Raw genomic sequence first — 24,771 nt, 5'->3', positions numbered from 1 at the left:
TGCCGGGCTGCACAAAAGAATAGGTTTGCTATATCTGGAGGAAAACCTGCAATTATCCGACGTTGACGATTACCCTGACGTGTCGGGTGTTGAATCCGCCTTCGAAAAGGCGATCAAGTGGTTGCACGGGAAGCGGATATTCGGAGCAGGCATGTTGAAAGAAAAGCCGGTCCGCCGATTGATCGAGGAAACCGCGGCTTACCTTTCAAAAGGCATTGAGCGTGGTATTATACAGGAATCGCCGTCGGAAGAGATGGTCTCCAGCCTTCGGGAAAGTGCCGGAGTATTCTCCGGATTCAAGACTTTTCACGAAATGAAAGAAGCCGCAAACCTGCTGCTGGACGAAAACGGCGATTTAAAGCCGTTTGAACAGTTTTCAAATGACGTTCAAAAGATTAATGAGGCTTACAACAAACACTATTTGAAAACTGAATACAATTTCGCCGTGCAAAGTGCGGAAATGGCTGCCAAGTGGGAAGAACAGCAGGACGACGGCGAGGGTCGTTATTTACTCCAATACCGTACAGCGGGGGATAAGAAGGTACGCCCCGCACATCAGGAAATGAACGGTATTACGCTGCCGGCTTCTGACCCGTTCTGGGACAAATATTATCCTCCGAATGGTTTTAACTGTCGTTGTACCGTCCAAAAGGTACGCGCCGCCAAATACCAGGCAACTGACAGCAAAGAAGCTATGAAAGCCGGGGATAAGGCAACCGAGGGTAAATACGCCGAAATGTTCCGCTTCAATCCGGGCAAACAGCGGGCGGCTTATCCGGCTTATAACTCGTACACGATCAAGAAGTGCGCCACCTGCAAAAAGAACGGGCTTAAACTGGCGAGGATACCCAGTAACGAACTTTGCGCTGCTTGTCCGATAATTCAAGAATGTGCCGGAGATATTGCCAAATCCCAGGCTGCCATTGAGCGCAAACACTACCTTCAGGAAATGCAACCGTTACTAAAGAAAAAGGTTGTTTTAGAGATTGACGGGGTAAAGAAAAGTATCGGATTCACCAAAGAAGGGAATAAGCACTTATACAGTGACACCTTCGGGCGGTCGTCTGTATTAAAACCGGACGATTTAGCACATCTAGACGACGTATTGAAACAGTCTGTTTATGTCAGTACATCTGACAGATTAAGTCACGCACGAAAAGATAAGGTGAAACGGTTCTTTTATTTGAAAGGGAAAATTAACGGTAAAACGGTATATCTAAATGTGGCAGAAGCTGAATTTGAAAATAGGGACGGCAAGAAAAAGTACGACCGTTTTCTGTATTCGGTAACAGACAAAATAAAAAGCGAATAAATCGGCGGCCCCTTAGGTTCTTGACCAGCTTAGCCCACACAATTCACTCGCTTTTCACTGCAAATATACAACTAATAATTTAAAACCCAATCCTATGGACGGAGATTTTAAGAAAGAAGTCATTGACCGGTCAATTGAAGACATCAAAGTCGAGTTTGACGAGGAATTTGACCGGAATTTCGAGCGGAAAGCCTTTTTCGATGAAAAGGAATGGCCCGAAAGGAAATTTGATGACGGTGTGGGTTCACTCATGCAACGCACTGGAGGGTTACGTCGAAGCATCCGAAGCCGGAAACGCCGTGGTGAGCTGGTTTATTCGTCCAACCGGCCCTACGCGCAGATTCATAATGAAGGCGGGGAAATTAAGGTTACAAGGAAGATGAAGGGGTATTTCTTCGGAAAACTAAAAGAGACACGCGGTAAATACCAGTACAAGAAGAATGGCGAACGCCGCGGTAACAAGCGCAACCGGGAACTGTCTGAAAAGGAACAGTTTTACCTGGCGATGGCCTTGAAGAAAGTCGGCTCTGCCATCAAGATGCCGGAACGCCGCTTTATCGGGTCCGGGCGCAATACCGACCGGATCATCCGGAAAATAACCGAACAGAACTTTGAGGAATATTTAAAGAACCATCCAATTATAGACAAATGAGAAAGATTTTATACCAGGAACTAAAGAAACGCCTGTCGCGCCTTTTAATGGCCGACAGTGGCGACATCGAGCTGGAATCGGAAGAACGTATCAAACAAATGATAGAAGCCGGAGAAACGCCCGATTTTGCGATAAAACATTTTGGATTGTGGAACCGGCAAGTGGAGTTTATTGAAGAGGAAGCGCACTTCCCGATGCCCGCTGTATTTATTGAGTTCGGACGCCTGGCATGGCGGCACCAGCAAGGAGGACTACAGGACGCGGACCTGACTGTCGGACTGCACATCCTGACAATAGCACAGCCGGAAGGTTACGATGGCGAGGAGTTCCACCTGGATTTGCTCGACAAGATAAACCGCTGCCTGCACGGGTTTACTGGCGAATATTGGGGTTCATTCAAGCGGTCGGCATCTATACCTTGTCACGATCACGAGGAAATACTGGACGATACGGAAGTGTTTCAAACCCTTTTGTATGACGATTCGGCGGTGAAGAAGCTAATTAAGCATCCGGTTCCGCCTGAGTTTATCAGTCGAAAAGTCTAAGCTGTAATTCGTTTACTTTTTGCGCCACCTTGGGGTTTGCCGCGGCATTGATATAGTTGTAGAAGGTCTTTTCAGTGATACCATAAATAGGGTAAATGTATCTGCGCCAAATCTCCCGGTTAGACAATCCGGTTTTGGCGTATTCGTCGTAAATTGCATTTACCTCAACAACACGGCGTGCGTATGAACATCCCTTTAAACTCATTTACCCCAGATATTTAGATTTGATTACAAATTTATCGAATTGACACCAACGAGCAAAATAAAAGGCGGGATAGTTTTACACTTCTCGCCTTTTGATAATCATTCATCCTGCAGCCCTTCTTCTTTTAACCGTTTCTTTTCATCTTCAATTATCTGATTTATATAATTTACTGATACAGCAGGTAATATAAACCAAACAGGCTTTCCATGAGATGTGGGTACGCCCAAGCAAATTGAACGACCTTTTTGCTTATCTTCTCTATCCCATTCATTACGCGCAACATTCCATCTCATACCAAAACATTTTCCACCTTCCCAATCTAATTCGGCTATAGAAAAAGAGTGAAGTCCACCATCAAAAAGGACGTTCACGTTTGCAACATACTTTTTCGGGAAAATTACATCCACAGCTTTAAAATATTTCATCATAGAATTTATTGTTTAAAATTTGTCTCACAAAAATATGTTCAATTATCGGTAATCCCAAAAAGTCAGAATTGTTTCATAACATTCTGAAAAATAAACCTATATAATGAGAAAGCGGTAGCTTACAGCCCCGCTTTCTCATTATATAGGTTTCAACCCCTTTAAAAACGTCTTTTTTCAATCTATTCTATTTTCTCCACATAAATCCCAACCAAATCAGCCAAATCTTGATAAACCGCCTGTCCGGTGTCGCGGGTGCATTTATAAATCACTCCATTCTGCGAATAATACTTTCCGGTAAACAACTCCATATTGTTATTATATGGTATTGGGTCATCAATCGTACCAGCGTTTTCTTCATTTATTTCTTCATACAAAGCTGCAGTTTCAATACTTGGCGGCTGGTTTTCCAGTACCGGATTAATATCCTGGCGAACACGGAACAAACTTTCGCCATAAGTAACACGGCTTTTCGCCTTCAGCTCTTTGCCTATAAACGACTCCCAGGACGGGTGAAGATCCTTAACCGCCAGTGCATCGTTGTTAGACAAGTCGACAGAATTTATTGTCATACGGGCAAATAATACCGCCTGCTGTTCCGGGGTTGACCCTTGTTTTGAAACGGCGTCCTTGACCTGTTGCAATGTCATACTTGTCGGGGTTGGATACCCGGTAGAGTAGTCCATCACGGTTAGCACGTCAATACTGTCTGCCGCATCAATTTCATTCAAAAGCGTTAAAGTGTTATTGTTATACGCTGACAGGTATCGCGTCATATCATTTACAATAAACTGAGCCTCCTGCGATGTCACCTCAATAACGCCCTCTGACGTAACTATTGAAACATTATCACCTTCTGATGCCTGCGCCTGGCTACGCAGGAACAACAGTCCCTGCTCAGACATTTCTATTGTTTTGCCATCCAAAACAAACTTTGCGGTTGCCTCCGTACTTCCACACCAAAATGATATTATCTGCTGTACGTCGCTCAGATCCGGCTTAAACAGGAATGTTTCTTCCATATAGTTAATACCGTTTGTCTGGCCTTCATCTGTTTCCGGATTCTCCTGGACATCCCAACGGACGTTCCACTTATTCAGGTCGGCATTGATGCACTCAAATAACGATACGCCAGCTGTTCCTTTTACTCTTTTCATTTTACTACTGTTTATTGTTAAATTTAAAGTTTTCGTTCTACTAAACATTTTCCGGCACATAAGCCGAAATATAAGTTGTTACTTCGCATGATACGATTACGCGCCCGGAACCCTTGCACTGAGGACAGGCAACGCCGTCTTTCATGCCTTTGCCTTCACACACCTTGCAGGCTACGATATGCGGCGGGATTGTCCTTTCGCGTTTAGGACTTGGTTCCACACTGGCCGGCTGCGATACAGCCAGTTGTTTTGCTTGTTTTCTTTTAAATCTGTCTAAGATACTGTTCATACGTTTTTGAGTTTTCATTGTTCTTCTTTCCATTCAATTGTTACGACTGCTTTCAGTTGCTTTTTCCCTTTGCAGACAGGGCATTCCTGCTTTATATGCTCCCCGTACTCGTCTAATCCCCAAAACCACCCATTGCCGTGACAATAGGTACATTTGAAGCCACCCAGTTCCATTCGCTCGACAGGCTGTTCCTTCGGAAACATGGGCGGCTGGACAAATAATATAGGTTGTTTCTTACTCATGCTTCCGTCATGCCTAAAGGAATACAAACCCACGCTCCGTTCTCGTTCTTAACCTCAGCCCGAATAAACTGTTTGCTGATTGCCGGCTGGTAGCTCTCCTCAATTATCTGTACGCCTTCCATAAATCGTTCGTTTCCGGATTCTTCCGCTATTTTGCGAAGCTGTACAACTCGGCTTGCTTTCAGAGTGCCTTTAGCGTCACGCGCCAACAGCCTGAGCACCATTTTAACCAAGGATTGTGTCTTAGCATCGCTTGCCAGCCCTTCAATGTATTCTTTCACGATTGCAATACCGTCTTCCACTGTGTCCCTGTAGCCGTCTGTTACATACACGCCGACCGTTATACGTTTATCACCTGCCGAATTGGTAAAGGTATCGGATCGTTGCCCGTCCTTCTTCAACTTAAGCACGTCGGCCTTCATTTCTATTACATTGCGAAAATCATCCAGTATGGACTGTTTTGTTTCCTTGATACCTTGACTTAGGCACTCCAGCGACGGAATGGCGCGTTCAATTGTTTCATCCACCAGGTCACGATAAGCCTCACGATCACGCTTAGCCTGTTCCTTTGCGTTTTTAGCCGCCTGTGCAGCCTTAAATTCTTCAAACTGCTGTTTTTCCTCAGCTGTCATTTCTACTGTCTGTTTCACTTCTTCCATGATTCTGTCAATTTAAAAGTTGATTACTATTGTTGTTTTCTTCCTCTTTTCTTCGGATAATCCGGAGCTTGATATTTACAGTTTCCAGTTCGTCCACGGTCAGTTTCCGAAATTCCTTACCCGCAATTCGTGTGTTCATGCAGTAGGCATCTACCCGGTTCCAGTCGGTTGTATCGACACCGATTTTCTGCAATTGTTTTAAAACTGCGGATCGTTTGCGTCTCAGTTCTTCCCGGTAAAGCTCACGGGCTTTCAGGTTTGAGTCCTGACGCTGCAGTTCATCACACATTGCGTCGTACTCCTTTTCAGTCATTTCCCGGAGCGATTCCGTCCGCCCACCGGTGTACTGACTTACAAGCGATGCTTTCAGCTCATCTTTATCTACCGTAGGCAAACGGTTAAGAAGGACATAAAATCGTGCGTAGTTACGTGCTTTCATTCAAAATCCTCCTCCTTTAGTCCGTATTCGACCATTAATGCGTCATGCGATAAGGCTGAAAGCCGTTCCGACAATTCTGTGAAAATAAAAGATTGGTCACTGTGTGAAAATCCCTCGGATTTTTTGATTGCGTAATTTAAGATTGCCTCTATTGTCTCGTCCATATCTATAGATTTTAAATTATTCGTTAAAGTATTGTGCCGCGCCTTCTTCCCATATTGTATAATGATTGCCTGGCTTAGTGATAAATCGACCTTTACAAGTAGCTCTAAAACCGCGAACAAAGATTTTCACATCAGCGTCATAAGCCACTTTTTTTGCCGCACGACCTTCTGGTTTTTCACCTTCACAATGACTGACAAAAATCAGTAGCTTATTTCTGTGCTTTTCTTTTAAGGCTTTATAAGTTGCATAAGTCAAACCTGAATACTGAAAGCTGTCTATTATCACCACATCCGGGCTACGACGTTTTGAAAGCCTTATGCTAAGCTCGTCCATTGGCTCACGATCTAGAATTTTGAATTTACGGTTAACCTCTTCCATGCGCTCGCGGTTCAGTGTGTTCTGAAAAGATAACCCAGTACTTTCTTCAAGGCTGTCGTAAGCGACGGTGCACCATCTACAGAGATATTTAGCCAGCTTCATAACAAAGGTGCTTTTACCATTTCCACTTTCTCCCCAGATGATCCATGTGCCGGTACGGTCAGGTCGCCCAAAAGCGGCTTCCCATTCTCCATCAAACGGGAAACTAGGGATATTCATTGATTGTATTTCTGTTGGTGAGTAGGCTCTTTTCATACTTTTACCTCCTTTACTGCTACCTGACACCTGGTAACACTGACTATTTTATCCGCTAAATACATATCCTCTATCTCTATTACTATCAGTCCCTCCGTTTTAGCACGTCTTACTCGAATATCGCAAGGATATTTTCCTTCCTCCCATAGAAGTATTACGTGGGCCGCATATTGCGGTTCCATACCAAGCTGGTAAATTACCTTACTCATATTCACCCTCCCTTCTGATTTTCTCAATTTCTGTATAAACACGTCTGAGACTACCGCCTGTACGATTTACAATTTGGGCTACATCGTTGCGCCCTGGGGCATTTACCTTTACAACCATTGCTGCTTGTGCCTTCAGGAACACCTCGCGCTCTTTACCGTCATCCGGGGTTACCTTACTAAATTTATCACCATAACGGCTAAACATTTCGGTGTAGCCCACTTTCTCATTTTCAATTGAACGGATTATTTTAGCCCGTAGCCCGTCGGCTCCCATCATATACCAGGCACAACCGCGCTCCGTTGCATTCCATAAAGCTTTTAGTTCAAGAAACGCGGTATAATCAAGATCACCGGCTTCATCAAGTATTATCAAAGGTCGCTCAAGTGTTTTCAGGTAAAAGGCAAGATCATCATAAACGTCACAATATCTGCCATTGTTGTTTACGCCGAATTCCTTTGCAATAAAACGAATCAAGCGTGATTTCGTTTTTACCTGTGAACAGTCTACATAAATTGCGTTCTTATGTGTCTTTACGTAAGCCCTTGCAGTAAATGTTTTCCCAATATTTGCAAGGTCGCAAAGCAGGGCGGAAACACCGCTTTCCTGACACACTCGCAGCTGCTCGGTTATGAACAAAAAAGTCGGCGTTTCGGCAATCTTCCATTCTATTTCATTACGCAGTGAAACGTTCAACCTCCGCGCTATACAAATCCATGAAGCGTCGCTCACCATTCGGTCAATCTTTCCTTTTTTTAAATTGTTATACACACTCGATGATATACCCAACGCCGCAGCGTGTTTGTTGTCACTAGGGTAGTTTTCCCTGTTTTCTTTTATGGCAGAGATTATATTCTGCTTTATTTCGTTAGTCAGTTCCATTATATTGCTATTTTAATGTTGTTATAAATTCGTTTAAATGCTGGCTATTGCCCGTTTTACGTAGTTCTTAGGATCATAGTTAAGAAAGTCCGAATCATCGTTGTTTTGTGGTATCTGAACTTCTTTGGGCTGAACTTCCTTAATCTTCCGGACGGTCTCTTTCTTTAGGATGCCAACCGGTTTCGCTGCGTCCCGCTCCATCATCCGGTCGAACGCCTTTCCGAATTTCAACTGTTCGGTCATAATCCGTCGGTCTTCTTCGGTCTGTTCGGCGGCTGCGGTGTTGAATCTGCCCATATCCACCAGTTTATCTATCAGTTTGCCGTTTTGGTAGATAAACAAATCTTTGATGCTTCCGTCTTCTTCCGGTATGTAGTAGGCATCCACCTTGTAATTATTAGGAGCCAGCCTTTCAATCACTTCCGGCGAACTCAGCCAGTAGTCGGTATAATTCACCCGGCAATAACTGTTCCGACGGATACTAGTTTCAACGTGCTCACCGATATATTTGGCAACGAATGACTTATCGTAAGGCTCCAAGTTTGGATTCATGGTCTCGCAAAGCACCTGCCAGCGGCTCATACCCGGATATTTCTTTTGGTTCGGGTGAAGCGATTCGTTGAAAAGTCGGATAATCTCCTGATCCTCGGCAATCAGTTCGTCCCAGGTATAATATTGCTTATCCTCGTAGGTATCGTTCAGTTCATCGAACACCTTTTTCGCCTCCGTTCGGTATTTCTTATTCTTAGCGTAAAAACGTCCGATTCCCAATTGGTGTTCGTGTTCTAGGCTCCGTTTCTTGGCTCCGTTAAATTGTTCTGCGTGCTTTTCTTGTGAATTTTGCGGGGCGCAGAAGTGAACAAAGGGAAATACTTCACCGGCTTTCAAAAAACCGTCTTTCCATTGGCTCATCAAATGATTCTCGACTTCCACCTGTGCCGGAGTTCCCCAGCCGTTTTGGTCTATCAGGCGGAACATACTGCGAAACATATCCACCACCAAATCAATGTCCTTTTTACGGCTATATGCGTACCCAACCACACACTGGCTGGCGACATCGTATGCGTAATAGGCTTTCGGCCGTTGTTTTGTATCTTTTAGTTTGCGCGGAAGGTCGCGGTCGTCGAAAGAAATCAGGCTGAACGCAAATCCGGGATTCTCCCGGTGCACGTGTGGCCGTTGTTCATGCATGAAGGTCGCCCAACTCATGTGCTGTTTATCAATCAAAGCCTGATTTTTAGGCAGTGTCAAATAATACTGAACTGTCGAAGGGCTTAACTCTATTGGGTTGCCTTTTTTGTCTGTATAATCTTTCGGGTTGTAAATCTCGCCCGTTTCTGGATCGTACATTTCCAACTCTCCCCGTACAAACTGGTTGTACATTTCATGAACGCTGGTGTTCCAAGGTCTGTTAGGACGTGCAGCGATACTGACCAGCAATTTTTCAACCTTGATATTGACCAGGCGTGTATTTTGGTTGCCGAACTTTTTGCTTATCAGGCTGGCGTAACTCTTTTCCTTAAACTCGTTCACCTTCTTTTTAAAGCGGTTCACAGATGTTGGCAACGTGTGACCAAACTCAGCCTGGTAGAAATTTATTGCGCCGGCCATTTCCTCCCAGCAAACCCTATTTCCTTGCATAACCGCCCGTTTCATCTTCACGTCGTCCATCAACCGGAGTACGGCACGAATAGCAGAAGCGTTCAACACATATTCCTGTTGCTGTTCAAGCTCTAGTTCTTTCCCGGAGGCCAACCTATACCCGGCAAAGAAAACCCGAGCGTTTTCGTCGATACTCCAGTGAGCAGCAAACCAGTTTCGTAATATTTCAGATTTCATATCGCCGTATTTTTGTTCAACCATCTTTTTATATTTCTCCGGAAGGCTTTCAACTGCTACAAGAGCAGTAACGCCGCGGCCTATACCCTTGCGAACAACCCTGATTTTTTTGCGAAAAACCAGTTGGTCAAAACAGCTTTTACTCATTATAGGCCCCATTACGCTATCTATCTGATAACCGCCAACCGCTGTCCTGTCGTCCCGTATCAGGTCCTCTTTTGAAATACATAATATTTTCCCGTAGTACTCCATATTGACCTCCTTAACTATTAAGGGATAGTGCCAGTTTATACACTTCTCCCTGAACACTCATAAACTCAGAAAGTGAAAGGCCGTCCTCAATCCGGCGAACCTCGCCATCCACCAACACAGCAGTCCTATTTGTGTCCCAGTATAGAATAATCTTTACTCGAGGACCAAATGTTTGCGTAGTTATTCTATTTGCTGTATTATGGATTGTTTCAAATCCGGGAAGCGGACCGTTTATTTCTACGCCACCCATTTCCTTTACCGCGGTAAAGCGTATTTTCCTTGCCAGATCGTTCTCACTCTCATAGTTCAATGCTTTCCACACCGTAACGCGGGATACGCCGAATACTTCCTGTAATTTCTTTCTAGCCTCACTGTCTATTACAATTTGTCGTTTCATATTCTATTGCTTTTTTAATTCCGTTATTATTCTGTTTTAAAATATCTTCCGCTATTCTCACGAACCACGGAAGTTTGCTACATTTGTAGCGTGTTAAACCAAAAAATAAATATCATGAGCAATTTATCTAATTCGCAAAAGAATGGTGTATTGTCGTACATCTATATCAATCATCCGAAGGAAGATCATATAGGCCACCTGTGTTTCGCACCAAAGTCAGACTTAAAGGAACGTACAGGTTTGACCGTAGATGAAATTCGTGAAACCTTTAATCTGTTACAGTCTAAAGGACTACTGGTTCTTGAATCTGAAAACTTCTATGGATTTCGCTTCTTCCCGAATGAAGAATTGTATGACTTTATGTGCTCGGGTGGTTTTTAAACCACAGCTTACTGACGAACTTACTTAGTCGTCCAATCACATCTTCTTTATCATTAAGCATAGCTATCGGATCCACTATATCCCGGTAGCATGTTTTTCCGTCTGGATACCTTATACTCCTTACCATATATTCAGATTTCCATCCTTTACCGTTCATTTTGCTATCTATAGAGAAAATGCTGACATTCACATTCGTATATTCAGTAACAGCTCTGTCGCTTTCTTTGAAAGCATATCCTTCCGGTACCTTTTCAATTTTATCCACAGACAAATCTTCGGCCGTCACATACCTCCCAAGCTCTTCTAAAGAGTAGAAAAACAGTTTATCTCCGTTTTCCAAAGTAAGCTTCCATTTCATACCTTAACCTCCCTTATTTTATAGTTTCAACTGTATATCCCTCCAGTTTCCCGGCAAGAACCGCCGTTACATAAGCCATTCCACATTCGCCACATGTGGCAATCACGAAGTCAGTTTGTCCGGTGCCGGTCGCCACTATATCATCATGCCCGTTAAACTTTTCAATCAGGTTCAGCATCTTGTGCTGTTCTTTTTCGTCGATAAATACTTTTATTGCTTTCATATTTCACCGTTTTAATTATGACTTCTCAGGCGTTTTCATTATATTTACCGCCCGTTATCATTGTTAACACACTGCAAATATATACAAGATTTCTCGTCTATGCAAGAAAATAAGCAAGAAAAATCTCCAATTAAGCAAAAAATCTTGCTTTACTTGGAAAGAAAAGGGATTACACAGTATGAATTTTATAAAAACACTGGTGTAACAAGGGGTGTATTAGGCCAAAAAAATGGTATAAGCGAAGAGAATTTGGCAAGATTTCTTGCCTATTATAAAGACGTAAATATTGAATGGCTTATTACGGGTATGGGTGAAATGCTAAAAAACGAAAGCAATAACACACAAAAAACTTCTGATTTTTTTATAGATCAAAACATAAAAAGCCGTGAAGCAATTCCATTTGCGGAGGCAGCACGATCCGGGTTAAGTCCTATACCTCTGGTAACTCAAACAGCTGCTGCCGGGTTTGGTAACGCCAATTTCTCAATAGAGGAAAGCGACGTGAAGGAATACTACGTAATACCCAAATTCAAGTATTGCAAGGTCGACTTTATGATTGAAATTTCTGGACTTTCAATGTATCCTCACTTTAATTCGGGCGACGTAATAGCCTGTTCTATCCTCAGAAATACACAATTTATCCAGTGGAATAAGTGCCACGTTATCGCCACCAGGGAACAAGGTATTCTGGTAAAGAGATTAATGCCTGGTGACGATATGAAGCACCTTCGTGCTATATCAGACAACAAAGATTACCCACCTTTTGATATTCCGGTAGATGAGATAACCGGTATTGCGATTGTGGTTGGATCCGTAAGCCTCGAATAACCTACATAGTACGCGCGCACGCAATTTTTACATGTAAAATCACATATTTTAAATATAAACAATTGTATATCAGATATTTATAAACAAATCTAATATGATTACAAAGCTAGTTTAAGTGGTTTTTTCTACCCACTTAAACGGCTTTTTTTGTCAAAAACCCCGTTTTTATTACTTTTTGTATATCCGTACACCATTAAAAAGCATTGTTTTTGTAAGTCTTTTGTAAGTCTTTTAACACAATATAAAGTAAGCCTTAAACGTAAGTCTTTTTGTAATTAGGACATAAAAATAGGGCCGAAGTAACGCCACGGGAAAAAGACGTTACAACGGCCCTTAAAAAGCAATATAACAGTGTTTTAACGACTGCCTCTAATAAGATGCGACACCACAATTCGTGCCCTTTTTGTGATCTTGATACTCCCATCCGTTAAACCTGCATGTAAAAGCGTACTTTTTTTGATTCCTACGCGGTCTTCCTCCAGAGTATCAAACACCGCGGAAAGGCTTCCGAAATAGAAGTCTTTCCTCTCAAAAATTAGATGTACATGCACTATTTTTATATCCTGTTTATCCATATACTTTGGAAGTATCTTTTATGCAAAAGTACCAAATAACAGCTATTTGGAAGTATTTTACACGTTAAACATTCCAAAAACCATATTTTATCAATACAATATACGCCCACAAATAAGCCCGCCGGACTCAACCTATTTTAAGGCGATCTGACGGGCTTTGTATCATTTCTGGTGAAAGTATAAGACGTGCAATCTAAAATGTAAAACTGAGCAAATAATTGCCCATATTCAACGCCTGAAAAGTAAACCTAAAGTAAAGGGAAAAGTACGCTTCGTTTTATTTGCCCAAAACCATATTATCTGTATAACTATCTAATTTACTGTATTATACATCAGTTTATCCTTATTCGTAGTTTAATCGCTTCGTTTTATGCCCCCTACATCAAGTTTATAGTTTATGACAAATATACAACATTAATTTTAATTTAATGTGCATTTTTAATAAAAAAGCAAAGCGATGTATTATTTTACCTTCAATTTGTCAAAACCTTCACCATATACGCCCACTACATTGCTTTGAGAAACGAATGCGTTCGGATCGATATCCTTGACCAGACGGAAGATATCCAGCGACTGGCTTTTCTTGGCCAGCACCACTACTACCTTGATATCCTGTTTGCTATACCATCCTTGTCCGTCGAGCAAAGTCACGCCACGGTTGATATCCTTTGAAATACCTTCGGCTATTTCCTCATATTTTTTTGAAAAAATCAGGAACTGCACCGACTGACGGGTACTGTTTATGACATAATCAATCACAATACTCATAATAAACAACACAACAAAACCGAAAAGTACACGACGCCAGTCATGGAAAATGAAGTAACAGGAGGAAATGATGATAATATCGCAATACATCATCATACGCCCCAACGTCACATCCTTGTATTTGTTGATAATCCAGGCAATGATATCTGTACCGCCTGTACTCCCGTTATGGCAGAATACGATTCCGATACCGAAACCCAGAAGACCGGCTCCGATGACACACGCCATAAAATCCTGTCCTGGCCCCAACAGTTGAGGCAGGTTTCCGTTTTCATCCTTCAGAAGCATCTGGAACAGCCAGAGCAGGAAAGTCAGCATGAAAATGGCAAAAATGGTCTTCACACTGAATTTCGGTCCCAGAATCTTCAAGGCAAAACCCATGAAAATGGCATTGATAATAAAATACGAAACCTGAATTTCAAGTCCGGTCACATAATAGATAATCGCCGAAATACCGGTAACTCCCCCCGTAGTTATCTGATACGGCAACATAAAGGCAGCCCATCCGATGGCATAACAGACCAGACCGAAAGTGATGGCCAGGTAGTCTCGCGACTCCCGGCCTAACTTCTTCTTCAACAATGCTTCCATCGCCGGATCAGATGACAATGTTAATAATCTTTTTCGGCACGATGATCACTTTCTTCGGAGTCTTTCCCTCAATCCACTTCTGCGACTGCTCGTCAGCCATCACGGCAGCCTGGATTGTATCATTGTCTGCATCGGCAGGAAATTCCATCGTGAAACGGGCTTTTCCATTAAAGGAAACCGTATATTTTACACTGTCCTCTTTCAAGTATTCTTCATTATATACCGGCCATTGGGCGTCACACACGGTAGTAGCATGTCCCAAAGCCTCCCACAACTCTTCTGCCAGATGTGGAGCGAACGGTGCGATCAGTACCACCAGATCACTCAATACAGACTTGTTGCGGCATTTCAAGGAAGTCAGCTCGTTCACACAAATCATAAACGCACTGATAGAAGTATTATAAGAGAATGTCTCGATATCTCCCGTAACCTTCTTGATAAGCTTGTGAATGGATTTCAGTTCCTCCTTGGTAGCCTCACCTTCCACCGGATTGAAATTACCCTGACGGTCATAATACAGGTTCCACATCTTCCTCAAGAAACGGTGTACACCGTCAATACCGTTTGTATCCCAAGGCTTGGACTGTTCTACAGGACCCAGGAACATTTCATACATACGCAAGGTATCGGCACCGTATTTCTCAACGATCATATCCGGATTTACCACGTTATACATGGACTTGCTCATCTTTTCGACTGCCCAACCGCATACATACTTGCCGTCTTCCAGAATAAATTCGGCATTGTTATATTCCGGACGCCAGTTCTTGAATGCTTCCACATCCAATATATCGTTCGAAACAATGTTCACGTCTACATGCAACGGAGTCACGTCATACTGGTCTTTCAAGCCCAATGAAACGAAAGTATTGGTATCCTTGATACGGTAAACGAAATTACTCCGTCCCTGAATCATTCCCTGGTTCACCAGCTTCTGGAACGGTTCGTCCTTAATGCTTACACCCAGATCAAACAGGAATTTGTCCCAGAAACGGGAATAAATCAAATGCCCGGTAGCATGTTCCGTTCCTCCTACATACAAATCGACATTCTGCCAATATCTGTCGGCCTTCTCCGAAACAAGAGCCTTATCGTTATGCGGATCCATGTAACGCAGGTAATAGGCACTTGAACCGGCAAACCCAGGCATGGTATTCAATTCCAGCGGGAATACATTGACATTATCAATCAAGCTGTTTTCCACGACTTCACCTTTCGTTACATCCCACGCCCATTTGGTAGCGTGTCCCAATGGAGGTTCACCACTTTCGGTAGGCAGGAACTTGTCCACTTCAGGCAGTTGCAGAGGCAGTTTGCTTTCATCAATCATATAAGGCATTCCATCCTTGTAATATACGGGGAAAGGTTCACCCCAGTAACGCTGGCGTGAGAAGATAGCGTCACGCAGACGGAAGTTCACCTTCACACGTCCCAGATTATGTTCTTTTACATATTTCTTGGTTGCAGCAATAGCTTCCTTGATAGTCAGCCCGTTCAGATTCAAATCGCAGTACGGAGTAACGCCCGCTTTCGGAGAATTGCATACGATACCTTCTTTGGCATCAAAACTTTCCTCACTTACATCGCAACCTTCCACCAATGGGATAATAGGTAGGTTGAAGTGCTTGGCAAAGGCATAGTCACGGCTGTCATGGGCCGGAACAGCCATGATTGCACCTGTACCATAACCGGCCAATACGTAATCGCTCACCCAAACCGGAACGGCATCGCCAGTAAACGGATTCACGGCATATGAACCGGTAAACACACCGGTCACGCGACGGTCGGCAATACGTTCACGCTCCGTACGTTTTTTGGTACGGTCCAGATAAGCATCCACTTCCGCCTTCTGCCCGGCAGTAGTAAGCTGTGGAACCAATTCACTTTCAGGAGCCAGCACCATGAAAGTCACACCGAACATGGTATCTGCACGGGTAGTGAAAATAGTAAATTCCATATCACTGTCCTTTACCTTGAAGCGGACTTCCGTACCTTCAGAACGGCCGATCCAGTTACGTTGTGTCTCCTTCAGAGAATCGGTCCAGTCAATTGTTTCCAACCCATCGAGCAAACGCTGTGCATAAGCCGATACACGCAGACACCACTGGCGCATCTTCTTCTGGACAACCGGATAACCTCCCCGTTCGGAAACGCCGTCCACCACTTCATCGTTTGCCAGTACGGTTCCCAACTTCGGACACCAGTTCACCATCGTTTCGCCCAAATAAGCGATACGGTAGTTCATCAGAATCTCCTGCTGTTCTTTCTCACTCTTGGCTTTCCATTCCTCGGCTGTAAAGCTCAATTCCTCGCTACAGGCCACATCCAGCCCTTCAGTACCTTTCTGCTCAAAATGTTCTACCAGCTTGCTGATAGGCTGTGCTTTGCCACAGCTGTTGCAATAGAAGCTATTGAACATTTTCTGAAAAGCCCACTGGGTCCAATGATAATAACCCGGGTCGCAAGTACGTACTTCCCGGTCCCAGTCGAAGCTGAAGCCGATCTTATCCAACTGTTCACGGTAACGGTTAATATTGTTGACCGTAGTGATAGCCGGATGCTGTCCGGTCTGGATAGCATATTGTTCGGCCGGCAGGCCGTATGCATCGTAACCCATAGGGTTCAGAACATTAAAGCCTTGCAAGCGTTTGTAACGTGCATAGATATCGCTGGCAATGTATCCCAGCGGATGTCCTACATGCAGTCCGGCTCCCGACGGATAAGGGAACATGTTCAACACATAGTACTTCTTTTTGGATTCGTCCTCAACAACCTTGTAAGTCTTGTTCTCGACCCACTTCTGCTGCCATTTCTTTTCAATCTCTCTGAAATTATATTCCATAAGTGAGAATAATTTATATTTTGATAATTATTATTTTTCAAAGAACGTGCAAAGATAAAAATTTAAAATGAAAATGTGTGCGGGATATAACAGAAAAGCTGTAAATAAGCGATTTAGGCAATTTACCAAAACAGTTCCCCAAAATTTACAGAAAATGTATTTAATTTGCATCATAAAGCATAATAACACAAAAGCATGAAGATAAAGACTAAACAGCTCCTGCCTCATAAATCACACGGCAGGAATCAATTTTTCCGATATCGTCACCTGATTGGATCAAATCACAAAAACAAAGAATAAAAAAGACCGTTTTTTAATCTGCAGGCAAAAAAAAAGATATCCTGACAAAACAAATTCAGGGTTTCAAATGTTATTCATCTGGAAAACGTGCTCTTTGCTGAAACCATATATGCCAGATATCAATAATTTAAGAATGAATTTAAATTTTGACATAGACAAGCGACGAATGAGAAAACATCTTTTTATTACACTTTTATGCAGTTTGTTTCTGATATCCTGCAGTCAGGATGAATGGGAACATACAACTGATGTAAACACCCCCGAAATTGTCTTCAAATTATACAACCAGGAATACGATGACATGATTTCGCGCCAATCTACATTGGAAGAGTCACGTTTCGATCGGCTGGAATATTACATTGTGGACGAAAACGGCAACCGAATACAAGACACGAAAAGCAGTTATGATCCGTCGGCAGCCGAAATCCATATAGAAGGTCTGCATGAAGGCAATTACCGTTTACTGGTATTAGGTATCAAAGGAGACGAAAACCGGGACAAGGCTACCATCCATAAGCTGGAGAATATCAATGACACCTGGCTGGAATTTCCGGATGATCTGCAGAAACCGCTGGACGCCGAATATTTCTATTCCCAGACTCCGTTTGCCGTAACTGTATCGCAAGGAGAAAACGGACAACAGGAAATCGCAACCATCCGTCAGGATATAAAACAGCGACGCATATTCGGCCGGGTTGACTTCAGTTTTGCATATAATAATCCTTATATACGCACGGCAGCGATAGAAAATAAAGTGACATTCCAACAGGCACGCTTTTATACAACCATATCGGGAAGTGGATCCATGTCGGGCGAAAGTAACGGTATGATGCAGGATATTGTCCTGAACGATATAACGTCCTACAACTTCATGCCTTTGGCGGAAGGTACGGTACTTGAAGGTAAAATCGACATGCTGACACGGAATTACCGGGGAGGAGAAACCGAACAGACCTATACATTCAGCCAGCATGAACTGGAAGCCAACCATATCCACCGGATAGAGACAAAAGTAACTCACCCGGATGACAAGTCGGCCATGATGTTCATTACACGGTCGGCTTATGCATATGGGCAACACGATCTGATTCTACAGGATGATGAAACGAAAGATGTCTATACCAATCCTGCCGTACGGAAATTCAATACGGCCCAGCCGTTGCAGGTCACCATTACCGACGACGGACGGTTGCATGTACGTTTCTATTCGCCGCGCAATCTGCAAGACGTATTGATAAAAGCCTGCGTTCCGGCAATCAGTAATGAATATTTCGATCTGGCCTATTTCGATTCAATACCAGGCTTTGCCGACTTCTACGAGCCATTGACTTTGACACAACGCAAATCAATATGCCGTACAGAGACCGGCAGACAAGTCGAGGTCCCGAAAATGAACGTATCCGATCTGGATGGAACCGTTTTCAAGATTGAATCAACCGATCCGTTTTGGGCTAAGCTGACAAAAATCGAGCATGGATGGGATATCTATTGGGGACTTTACGGTGGAAATCCGGATCTGGAAGACGGAGGGCCGGTAGGAAACTGGATGGGAATCCGTCCGGTACACTGTCGGGAATCAGTTGCCATGTTCCTCAACTTCACCTACATGATTGACATGCCGGAGCATGAGCGGATTCTGACAGAAAACGCCGACAAACTATACGATGACAACAAGCAACCCATCAAAGTAGAAAAGGTTCTACAACAAATGAGACAGAAGCGTACGTTGCAGGTAGGACTGGTCTACCCCGGACATGGAATCATCGGATTGGGAGGTGGAACTACATTCGGAGCTTACCAGCAAGCCTGGTTCGAACATTACTGGAATACCTATTCATGCAGCATCATGTTTCATGAACTGGGACACGTAATGGGATATGGCCATAGCAGCTCCTTTACTTACGGACCATGGGCCGAAGAGCTTATGAATAATTTTTATGTACAGAATATAAGTCAGTTCCCGATTGATTCACCCGATTACCTGAACAGTAGAAACAATCCGCACAGATATAAATAGCCTTGAAAGTAATGAGAACGACAATGACAGATAAAATAAAAAATATAGCATGGACATGCATTCTTATGATATCAGTCCTTTGCAGCTGTAATTCAAATGATGATATGCAGCAACCTATACCTGAAGGGACCGTCAGTGTACGTCTGATGACAGCCGGCATGTCCGACGGACAAGCCTCAAATGCCGAATCTGCTGTAAATGAAGTACAGGGATTCCGTTTTGAAGAAGGAATACTGGAAGAAATATTCGACCGCCTGAATCCCAACAACGAAGGCATATGTCGCCTGCAACCATTGCAGATGCGTGGTACAGTGTATTTTCTGGCTAATGCAGCAGATATCATACAGAAGTATTCTTTGCAGGTAGGAAAAACAACCCTGGAAGAATTTCTGGAAATGCAAGCCGACACCGATGAACTGACTGCTTCCGGAATGGTAATGACCGGACATCTGGAGCTGGACAGAACAACGGTTTCGGCTACAGCAATCCTGAAACGCAGCGTCTCGCGTATCGATCTGGATGCATCTTTTGCAGGAGTGGAAGTCAACAGTCTAAGAATAAAGAATGTACTACCTGCAGGTTATGTGAACGAACAATCAAGACTACATTCACCGGCAGGTATAGAAACCGTAGACCTGGCCCAAGATTTCAATGATTCCCCTTTCCAGAACCGTAAAGAAACCTTGTTCTATGTATGTGAACAAGGAAACGGCCCTCACGAAGTGGAACTGACCGTTACCATTAGCGGAGCATGGCATCGTCTCAAGACATCCCTCCCTGCAATCAAACGTAACACGATATATACCCTGAAGGTATATGGCAACGGAGCAGATACCCGCATCGAAGTTCTAACCGATGACTGGGAAAACGGTAGCGCTTCAACATCCGAACAGGAATTAAAAAGCCTGATCGACAAAAATGCGTCCCAACTGGCAGAAGGTGTAGAAATCAACGAACGGGGAGACACAGTCTTCATCCCTTATCAGGAAAGCGATCTGCAGCTAGCCTTATCGGCGGAAGAAAACACTACCCGCCTGGAAATAAACGGAACCGTAGATGGAGTTCATGTGACCAAACAGACTATAACCCGAGGTATGCAACAATTTGCCAGAGTCGACATCCATAGTCCACACAAAATGCCCGGAAGTAAACAAGAATATATTTATCTGGATGTATATAAAGGAAGTATCTGTACCGGACGCATCGTATTGGTCTTCAGACCAAACCCCATCGAACTGACGGGAAAAATCCGTTTCGACGGGAATGCAGTATGCGACTTCAACGGCTACGTGGACGGAGAGCTGGGAATTCTGACCCTACCCGAAGGGAAAATACTAGAAACCGAAATTGTAGGTACAGCGCCTTGGATAAAGACAGAGACAACGGAAACTGCCGGTTGCTACCGGATCATTGCCGGATGGAAACCGAATGATCCGGACGCCGACGGAAGAATCCAGGAAGTACGGCTCCACATTACCGATACCAATGGAAATCATAGGGAAACCTACACGATAAAAAGACAGAACTGGGGACTCCCGGTAGTCAACGTGAACGGGACCTGGTGGTGCAAGTATAACCTGAGCGGAAATGTCAAAGACTTTACCGACCAAATTCTGGTAAAAGATGATCCGGTAAACGGAAGTACAACGGTTTTTGAATATTTGAAGACCTGCTCTGATAAAGACTTGCTGAAAATAATGGGCGACCAGTATCAGGCGGGAAATCCGGAAGGTCTGAAACTGACCCACGAAGCGGATACATTGTTCTATTACAACGGTTATCAGAATACATCCGGAAACTTCGGGACAATGGACCCGACAGCAATGGCTCCCGACGGCTATCAGATACCCGACTATGACGATTTCCGTTTCTTTGCATGGAATAACAACAGTAATCTGAAATATGATCCCTGGGGAGTGTTCAATAATAACCTCGGACAACGTCTGAATTATTCGGTTGCCGAACGTACCCTGATCGTAGACGGAGTTCCATATGGCACAATCGGACTTTATGACTTTGTTTATGAAAATACACACTGGGCGATTTTCGGCCTGGGCCACCAATGGGGTGATAAAAGCATCTCGAAAATGATGGTCCTGTTTGCCACTTATGGTCATACCAGTAACACGTGGTTAATGGAAGGATATCCACAAAGCGACGGCAGAGGCAACTGGTTCAAGTATGCAGGAAACAATGCTTCAAAAACCCGTACGATACGCTGTATAAAAACTCCAGTAGAATATATTTATGAATAACCAAAACTACTAAAAAGACAAGTGATGAAAATGAAAAGATTAGGATTGGCAAGTGTTGTATTATTAGGATTGGCTTTTACTGCATGTTCAAACGAGGACTTGGAAAACGGCAACCAGAACGAGACAATCCGTCCATTGTTAATCACTACAAGACAAAGTGGCTACGAAGGGGCTGGAACAACACTTGAAGGAGAAAATACAATAACAGACATGAAAGCATGTGTATTTGAGAAAGGTATCCTGACCAAAGTATTTGAAGACCTGCAACCTACAGTTGAAGGCTACAACCTACAGGTAGACAGCTATAACGGAACTGTCTACATGATAGCAAATACAGGAGAATTGCTGGATATGCAGCAGATGCAGGCTGAAAATGTCAGCGAAGAAGAATGGAAGAAAACCATATTGGAAATGGACAACGGCACAGCTGCCAATGTATTTACCGGATCCATAAACCTGGACGGACAAGGCCAGCCTTCACAAACCTTGACACTGAAACGTGGAGTAGCACGCTTCGACCTGAACATTGACGTAACAGGAAGTGCCTCTATTGAAAGGCTCACATTGAACAACGTTGCCCAATCGGCTTACCTGCTTCCACAAGATGAAGGGATAAAATCTCCGGATAACGTTATCCGTAAAGATATGGAGGTTACCTTCAATACGCCACTCACAACTTCCACCCCGGCTGTATTATATGTCTATGAACAAGAAAATAGCGGATTGGAAGTCTCTATTGAGGCTGTAATAGACGGACAGCACAAGACTCTGTCAAAAACACTGGAAGGAAATCTGAAACGTAATACAGTCTATACCGTCACAGTACGTAAAAACGATATAGACATCGTTGTAAAAGTCGGTTTTGAGGATTGGGAACAAGGGAATGACACCGAAATCATTCCATAATTATAATATATTTTTAACCAAACAGTCACTATGACATATAAAAAGAACTGCTTTCCCCTTTATAGTATCGTATTGTCAATCTTTCTTATGTTTTCGTGTTCCGATGAACACGAAAACATAAAGAATGGATTGGAAAATACCTCCACTATACAGACCAGCATTGCAGCTTTTCAGACAGAAGGCAAAATATCATCGTTAGAAAATGAAAATGAGATCAAAGACATCCAGGCATGTCTGTTTGAAAATGGTCTGATGACACAAATCTATACAGATTTGGATCATTTTTCGGATACTTATTCCCTGAAACTGAAAAACATGTCGGGCACACTTTATATGCTAGCCAATACGGCAGAAAAAATAGACCTGCAGCAAATGAAGGAAGAAGGTATCACAGAAAAAGAATGGCTGAAAACAACCATACAGTATGAAAACGGTCATGCCCCTCATTTCTTTTCAGGGAAACTGAACCTGAAAGAATATCAAGGCCAGTCTGTCCTGCCGATGAAGCTGAAACATGGAACAGCCCGTTTCGATCTTCTGATGAGAGCCGGCGGCATCATTTCCATGAAGAGCCTGACACTGAAAAATATGGCGCAAGCTTCTTATCTGCTGCCACAGGATAAAGCTGCTTCTCCTGAAAATGTACCCGTCCAAGATATACAGATCAATTTCCAGAAACCTTTGTTGCAGGACTCGCTGGGAATAGCTTATGTCTGCGAACAGGAAAACCCGCAACTGAAAGTTGTGGCAGAAATGGAAATGGGTGGAAAAACGTATATAAAAGAAGTCGAACTTCCCTCGACATTGAAACGCAATACAGTCTATACACTCACAGTACGCAAGGATGCCTTGTCGGCTGATATCAAGCTGGAAGTAGCCGAATGGGAAGACGGAGGAAATGTTAATTTACGTCCCGATCTGGACAGTCATATTACAGTCGATAAGAATAGTTCCATTCTGCCCGAAGGAGTTACAGTATCACAATCGGGTGACATGGTTTCATTGCCTAGCAGAGCCATGGACTTCACATTGGCATTGAATTGTGACGACGAACTGGAATTCGTTTCTACCCAAAGTCCGGATATTACCGTCGAAACGGTCACTCAGAAAACAGCAGACGGCAACCAAAACCGTTTTCTGTTTCACAAGCGACTTCTTCCTCCGGGATATCCACAGGAAAATGTCAAGGTATTTTTCCAACGCAAAGGATTAAATGCATCCTATACAGAAGACTGCATAACCTTAGTTTTGGAACAGAATCCGATCCAACTGGAAGGGGGACTTAATTTTGACCGCCAAAACTATACATGTGATTTCGGACGCTACATCGACAACGAACTGGGACGTTTTATCATGCCCGAAGGTATGGAACTGGTCGCTGAATTCGACAATGAAGATCCTTGGATAAAAGTAGAACAGACAGAAGACAACGCAAACGTCTACCGTGTGATAGGTGGATGGAAGCCCAATGACCCGAAAGCCGATGGACGCAAGCAAGCTGCCCGTCTGGTTGTACGCTCCATCTCCGGAAGGCAGGAAACAGAAGCCTACATAGTGGAACGGCGTAACTACGGCCTCCCCGTAACTTATCTCAACGGGACATGGTGGTGCCGTTACAATGCTATAGGAAATTCAGCCGACTTCAATGAACAAGTTCTCTGTTCCAATGATCCGGCACGTCTGGCCGGAAAAACGGTACAGGAATATCTCAAGACTTGCTCGTCGGAAGAATACCTGTACTTATGGAACGCTGCCTACGAAGGAAATGACGGTATCGCACTGAAAGCTGTATACCGCAACGGAACCATTACACTCAACAACTGGCGTAACAGTGAATCCAACCACATCAATACGACAGAAACCACAGCATTGGCACCCGATGGCTATGAAATGCCTTCGTTCGATGACTATAACGATATATTCTCGTCTTTTACGATTCCTGTAGAATGGACAGGGTTCTATCCACAGAATGATGATACAGACAGGCAGAACCGTAGCGAAATCATCCTGGAAAAACGCTCCGGCATACAACTTGAAGGACAAGACTTGGGAGAACTCTGGAGCTTTTCTGTCAGAAGCATAGCCGGACATGGAGACGAACCTTTAACTTTCTATGGAGTAGGTTGTCAATGGAACAGCAACGGCATAAACAGCAATTGGCTGCTGCTGGCCTGTCATAATCCGGGAATCAAAGGATGGTTGGTACGCGGAAACAATGCAAGCCTTGAACACAATGGTGCAGCTGCCAATAATACCCGTATTATCCGTTTCAAAAAATCACCTGTAGAATATATCTATCGGTAAGATTACGACACTTATGAAAAATCACAATAAATTTACTTTCAATTGAACATTGATCATGTTACAGTCCCGGTTGGAAACACTACTCCAATCGGGACTGCTTCTTTAAATTCCATACTAAAATAC

General features: G+C 43.5%; 26 protein-coding genes. 9 read left to right on the top strand and 17 right to left on the bottom strand.

All coding sequences use genetic code 11. From position 1 onward, the window contains the following. The first annotated feature begins 25 nt into the window (after positions 1-25). The 3 genes from BQ7489_RS13080 to BQ7489_RS13070 all read left to right on the top strand — a co-directional run bounded on the left by BQ7489_RS13080 (position 26) and on the right by BQ7489_RS13070 (position 2,509). Positions 26-1,312: a phage head morphogenesis protein gene (locus BQ7489_RS13080; RefSeq protein ID WP_083580608.1), complete on the top strand. Its 1,287-nt coding sequence runs from the start codon at positions 26-28 to the stop codon at positions 1,310-1,312. A 94-nt stretch (positions 1,313-1,406) separates the two neighbouring features. After that, positions 1,407-1,964, top strand: coding sequence for a phage virion morphogenesis family protein (locus BQ7489_RS13075; protein WP_072531366.1), 558 nt, complete (start codon positions 1,407-1,409; stop codon positions 1,962-1,964). Next, positions 1,961-2,509: a hypothetical protein gene (locus tag BQ7489_RS13070; RefSeq protein ID WP_072531365.1), complete on the top strand. Its 549-nt coding sequence runs from the start codon at positions 1,961-1,963 to the stop codon at positions 2,507-2,509. The genes BQ7489_RS13075 and BQ7489_RS13070 overlap by 4 nt, the downstream gene beginning before the upstream one ends. On the opposite strand, the gene BQ7489_RS13065 is transcribed toward BQ7489_RS13070, so the two are convergent. The 12 genes from BQ7489_RS13065 to BQ7489_RS13010 all read right to left on the bottom strand — a co-directional run bounded on the left by BQ7489_RS13065 (position 2,493) and on the right by BQ7489_RS13010 (position 10,300). Continuing rightward, the gene (locus BQ7489_RS13065) at positions 2,493-2,714 is read right to left on the bottom strand and encodes a hypothetical protein (RefSeq protein ID WP_072531364.1); all 222 of its coding nucleotides are present in this window, start codon (positions 2,712-2,714) and stop codon (positions 2,493-2,495) included. The two genes, BQ7489_RS13070 and BQ7489_RS13065, sit on opposite strands and share 17 nt — an antisense overlap. A 98-nt stretch (positions 2,715-2,812) precedes the next feature. Beyond that, positions 2,813-3,142: a hypothetical protein gene (locus tag BQ7489_RS13060; protein WP_072531363.1), complete on the bottom strand. Its 330-nt coding sequence runs from the start codon at positions 3,140-3,142 to the stop codon at positions 2,813-2,815. Between the two features lie 179 nt (positions 3,143-3,321). After that, positions 3,322-4,296, bottom strand: coding sequence for a hypothetical protein (locus BQ7489_RS13055; protein WP_072531362.1), 975 nt, complete (start codon positions 4,294-4,296; stop codon positions 3,322-3,324). Between the two features lie 40 nt (positions 4,297-4,336). Then, positions 4,337-4,585, bottom strand: a complete 249-nt coding sequence (locus tag BQ7489_RS13050; protein ID WP_072532191.1) for a hypothetical protein — start codon at positions 4,583-4,585, stop codon at positions 4,337-4,339. Positions 4,586-4,599: 14 nt separating this feature from the next. Beyond that, a complete protein-coding gene (locus BQ7489_RS13045) occupies positions 4,600-4,827 on the bottom strand; it encodes a hypothetical protein (protein WP_072531361.1) in 228 nt (75 codons plus the stop codon). Further along, positions 4,824-5,486 carry a DUF3164 family protein gene (locus BQ7489_RS13040; RefSeq protein ID WP_072531360.1) on the bottom strand — a complete coding sequence of 221 codons (663 nt, stop codon included), beginning with the start codon at positions 5,484-5,486 and terminating at the stop codon, positions 4,824-4,826. Before BQ7489_RS13040 ends, BQ7489_RS13045 begins: the two co-directional genes overlap by 4 nt. Before the next feature lie 7 nt (positions 5,487-5,493). Next, on the bottom strand, positions 5,494-5,925 hold the full coding sequence (locus BQ7489_RS13035; protein WP_072531359.1) for a hypothetical protein: 432 nt from the start codon (positions 5,923-5,925) through the stop codon (positions 5,494-5,496). Further along, the gene (locus tag BQ7489_RS17670) at positions 5,922-6,089 is read right to left on the bottom strand and encodes a hypothetical protein (protein ID WP_195360929.1); all 168 of its coding nucleotides are present in this window, start codon (positions 6,087-6,089) and stop codon (positions 5,922-5,924) included. Before BQ7489_RS17670 ends, BQ7489_RS13035 begins: the two co-directional genes overlap by 4 nt. Positions 6,090-6,105: 16 nt before the next feature. Beyond that, positions 6,106-6,723: an ATP-binding protein gene (locus BQ7489_RS13030; protein WP_072531358.1), complete on the bottom strand. Its 618-nt coding sequence runs from the start codon at positions 6,721-6,723 to the stop codon at positions 6,106-6,108. Between the two features lie 201 nt (positions 6,724-6,924). Then, positions 6,925-7,812: an AAA family ATPase gene (locus BQ7489_RS13020; protein ID WP_072531356.1), complete on the bottom strand. Its 888-nt coding sequence runs from the start codon at positions 7,810-7,812 to the stop codon at positions 6,925-6,927. A gap of 33 nt (positions 7,813-7,845) precedes the next feature. Beyond that, complete coding sequence (locus BQ7489_RS13015) at positions 7,846-9,651, bottom strand: hypothetical protein (protein WP_239496956.1); 1,806 nt, start codon at positions 9,649-9,651, stop codon at positions 7,846-7,848. Between the two features lie 262 nt (positions 9,652-9,913). Beyond that, positions 9,914-10,300 (bottom strand): hypothetical protein, encoded by a 387-nt coding sequence (locus tag BQ7489_RS13010; protein WP_072531354.1) that lies wholly within the window; start codon positions 10,298-10,300, stop codon positions 9,914-9,916. A gap of 114 nt (positions 10,301-10,414) precedes the next feature. On the opposite strand from BQ7489_RS13010, the gene BQ7489_RS13005 reads away from it, so the two are divergent. Continuing rightward, positions 10,415-10,681 (top strand): hypothetical protein, encoded by a 267-nt coding sequence (locus BQ7489_RS13005; RefSeq protein WP_162617811.1) that lies wholly within the window; start codon positions 10,415-10,417, stop codon positions 10,679-10,681. Here BQ7489_RS13005 and BQ7489_RS13000 read toward each other — a convergent pair. Together BQ7489_RS13000 and BQ7489_RS12995 are read right to left on the bottom strand one after the other, a co-directional pair. Further along, a complete protein-coding gene (locus BQ7489_RS13000) occupies positions 10,659-11,039 on the bottom strand; it encodes a hypothetical protein (RefSeq protein WP_072531352.1) in 381 nt (126 codons plus the stop codon). The two genes, BQ7489_RS13005 and BQ7489_RS13000, sit on opposite strands and share 23 nt — an antisense overlap. 13 nt (positions 11,040-11,052) lie before the next feature. Beyond that, complete coding sequence (locus BQ7489_RS12995) at positions 11,053-11,262, bottom strand: hypothetical protein (RefSeq protein ID WP_072531351.1); 210 nt, start codon at positions 11,260-11,262, stop codon at positions 11,053-11,055. 99 nt (positions 11,263-11,361) lie between these two features. Here BQ7489_RS12995 and BQ7489_RS12990 point away from each other — a divergent pair, with 99 nt between their 5' ends. Further along, positions 11,362-12,090 carry a S24 family peptidase gene (locus tag BQ7489_RS12990; RefSeq protein ID WP_072531350.1) on the top strand — a complete coding sequence of 243 codons (729 nt, stop codon included), beginning with the start codon at positions 11,362-11,364 and terminating at the stop codon, positions 12,088-12,090. 356 nt (positions 12,091-12,446) lie between these two features. On the opposite strand, the gene BQ7489_RS17825 is transcribed toward BQ7489_RS12990, so the two are convergent. From BQ7489_RS17825 to leuS, 3 genes are all read right to left on the bottom strand, one after another. Next, positions 12,447-12,665: a hypothetical protein gene (locus BQ7489_RS17825; RefSeq protein WP_072531349.1), complete on the bottom strand. Its 219-nt coding sequence runs from the start codon at positions 12,663-12,665 to the stop codon at positions 12,447-12,449. A 462-nt stretch (positions 12,666-13,127) separates the two neighbouring features. Continuing rightward, positions 13,128-14,024: a YitT family protein gene (locus tag BQ7489_RS12980; RefSeq protein WP_072531348.1), complete on the bottom strand. Its 897-nt coding sequence runs from the start codon at positions 14,022-14,024 to the stop codon at positions 13,128-13,130. 7 nt (positions 14,025-14,031) lie between these two features. Next, entirely contained in the window at positions 14,032-16,866 is a 2,835-nt protein-coding gene (gene leuS / locus BQ7489_RS12975) for a leucine--tRNA ligase (protein WP_072531347.1), read from the bottom strand. A gap of 466 nt (positions 16,867-17,332) precedes the next feature. On the opposite strand from leuS, the gene BQ7489_RS12970 reads away from it, so the two are divergent. From BQ7489_RS12970 to BQ7489_RS12955, 4 genes are all read left to right on the top strand, one after another. Further along, complete coding sequence (locus BQ7489_RS12970; protein ID WP_072531346.1) at positions 17,333-19,183, top strand: hypothetical protein; 1,851 nt, start codon at positions 17,333-17,335, stop codon at positions 19,181-19,183. Positions 19,184-19,287: 104 nt separating this feature from the next. Next, complete coding sequence (locus tag BQ7489_RS12965; RefSeq protein WP_162617810.1) at positions 19,288-21,438, top strand: hypothetical protein; 2,151 nt, start codon at positions 19,288-19,290, stop codon at positions 21,436-21,438. A 24-nt stretch (positions 21,439-21,462) separates the two neighbouring features. After that, entirely contained in the window at positions 21,463-22,344 is an 882-nt protein-coding gene (locus BQ7489_RS12960; RefSeq protein WP_072531344.1) for an Ig-like domain-containing protein, read from the top strand. 30 nt (positions 22,345-22,374) lie between these two features. Then, complete coding sequence (locus BQ7489_RS12955) at positions 22,375-24,648, top strand: hypothetical protein (RefSeq protein WP_162617809.1); 2,274 nt, start codon at positions 22,375-22,377, stop codon at positions 24,646-24,648. Positions 24,649-24,771: the final 123 nt, after the last annotated feature.

This window comes from Bacteroides ilei (assembly GCF_900128495.1).
GTDB classification, from domain to species: domain Bacteria; phylum Bacteroidota; class Bacteroidia; order Bacteroidales; family Bacteroidaceae; genus Phocaeicola; species Phocaeicola ilei.
Note: the sequence above shows the minus strand (reverse complement) of the source record. Positions and strands in the feature narration are given on the sequence as shown.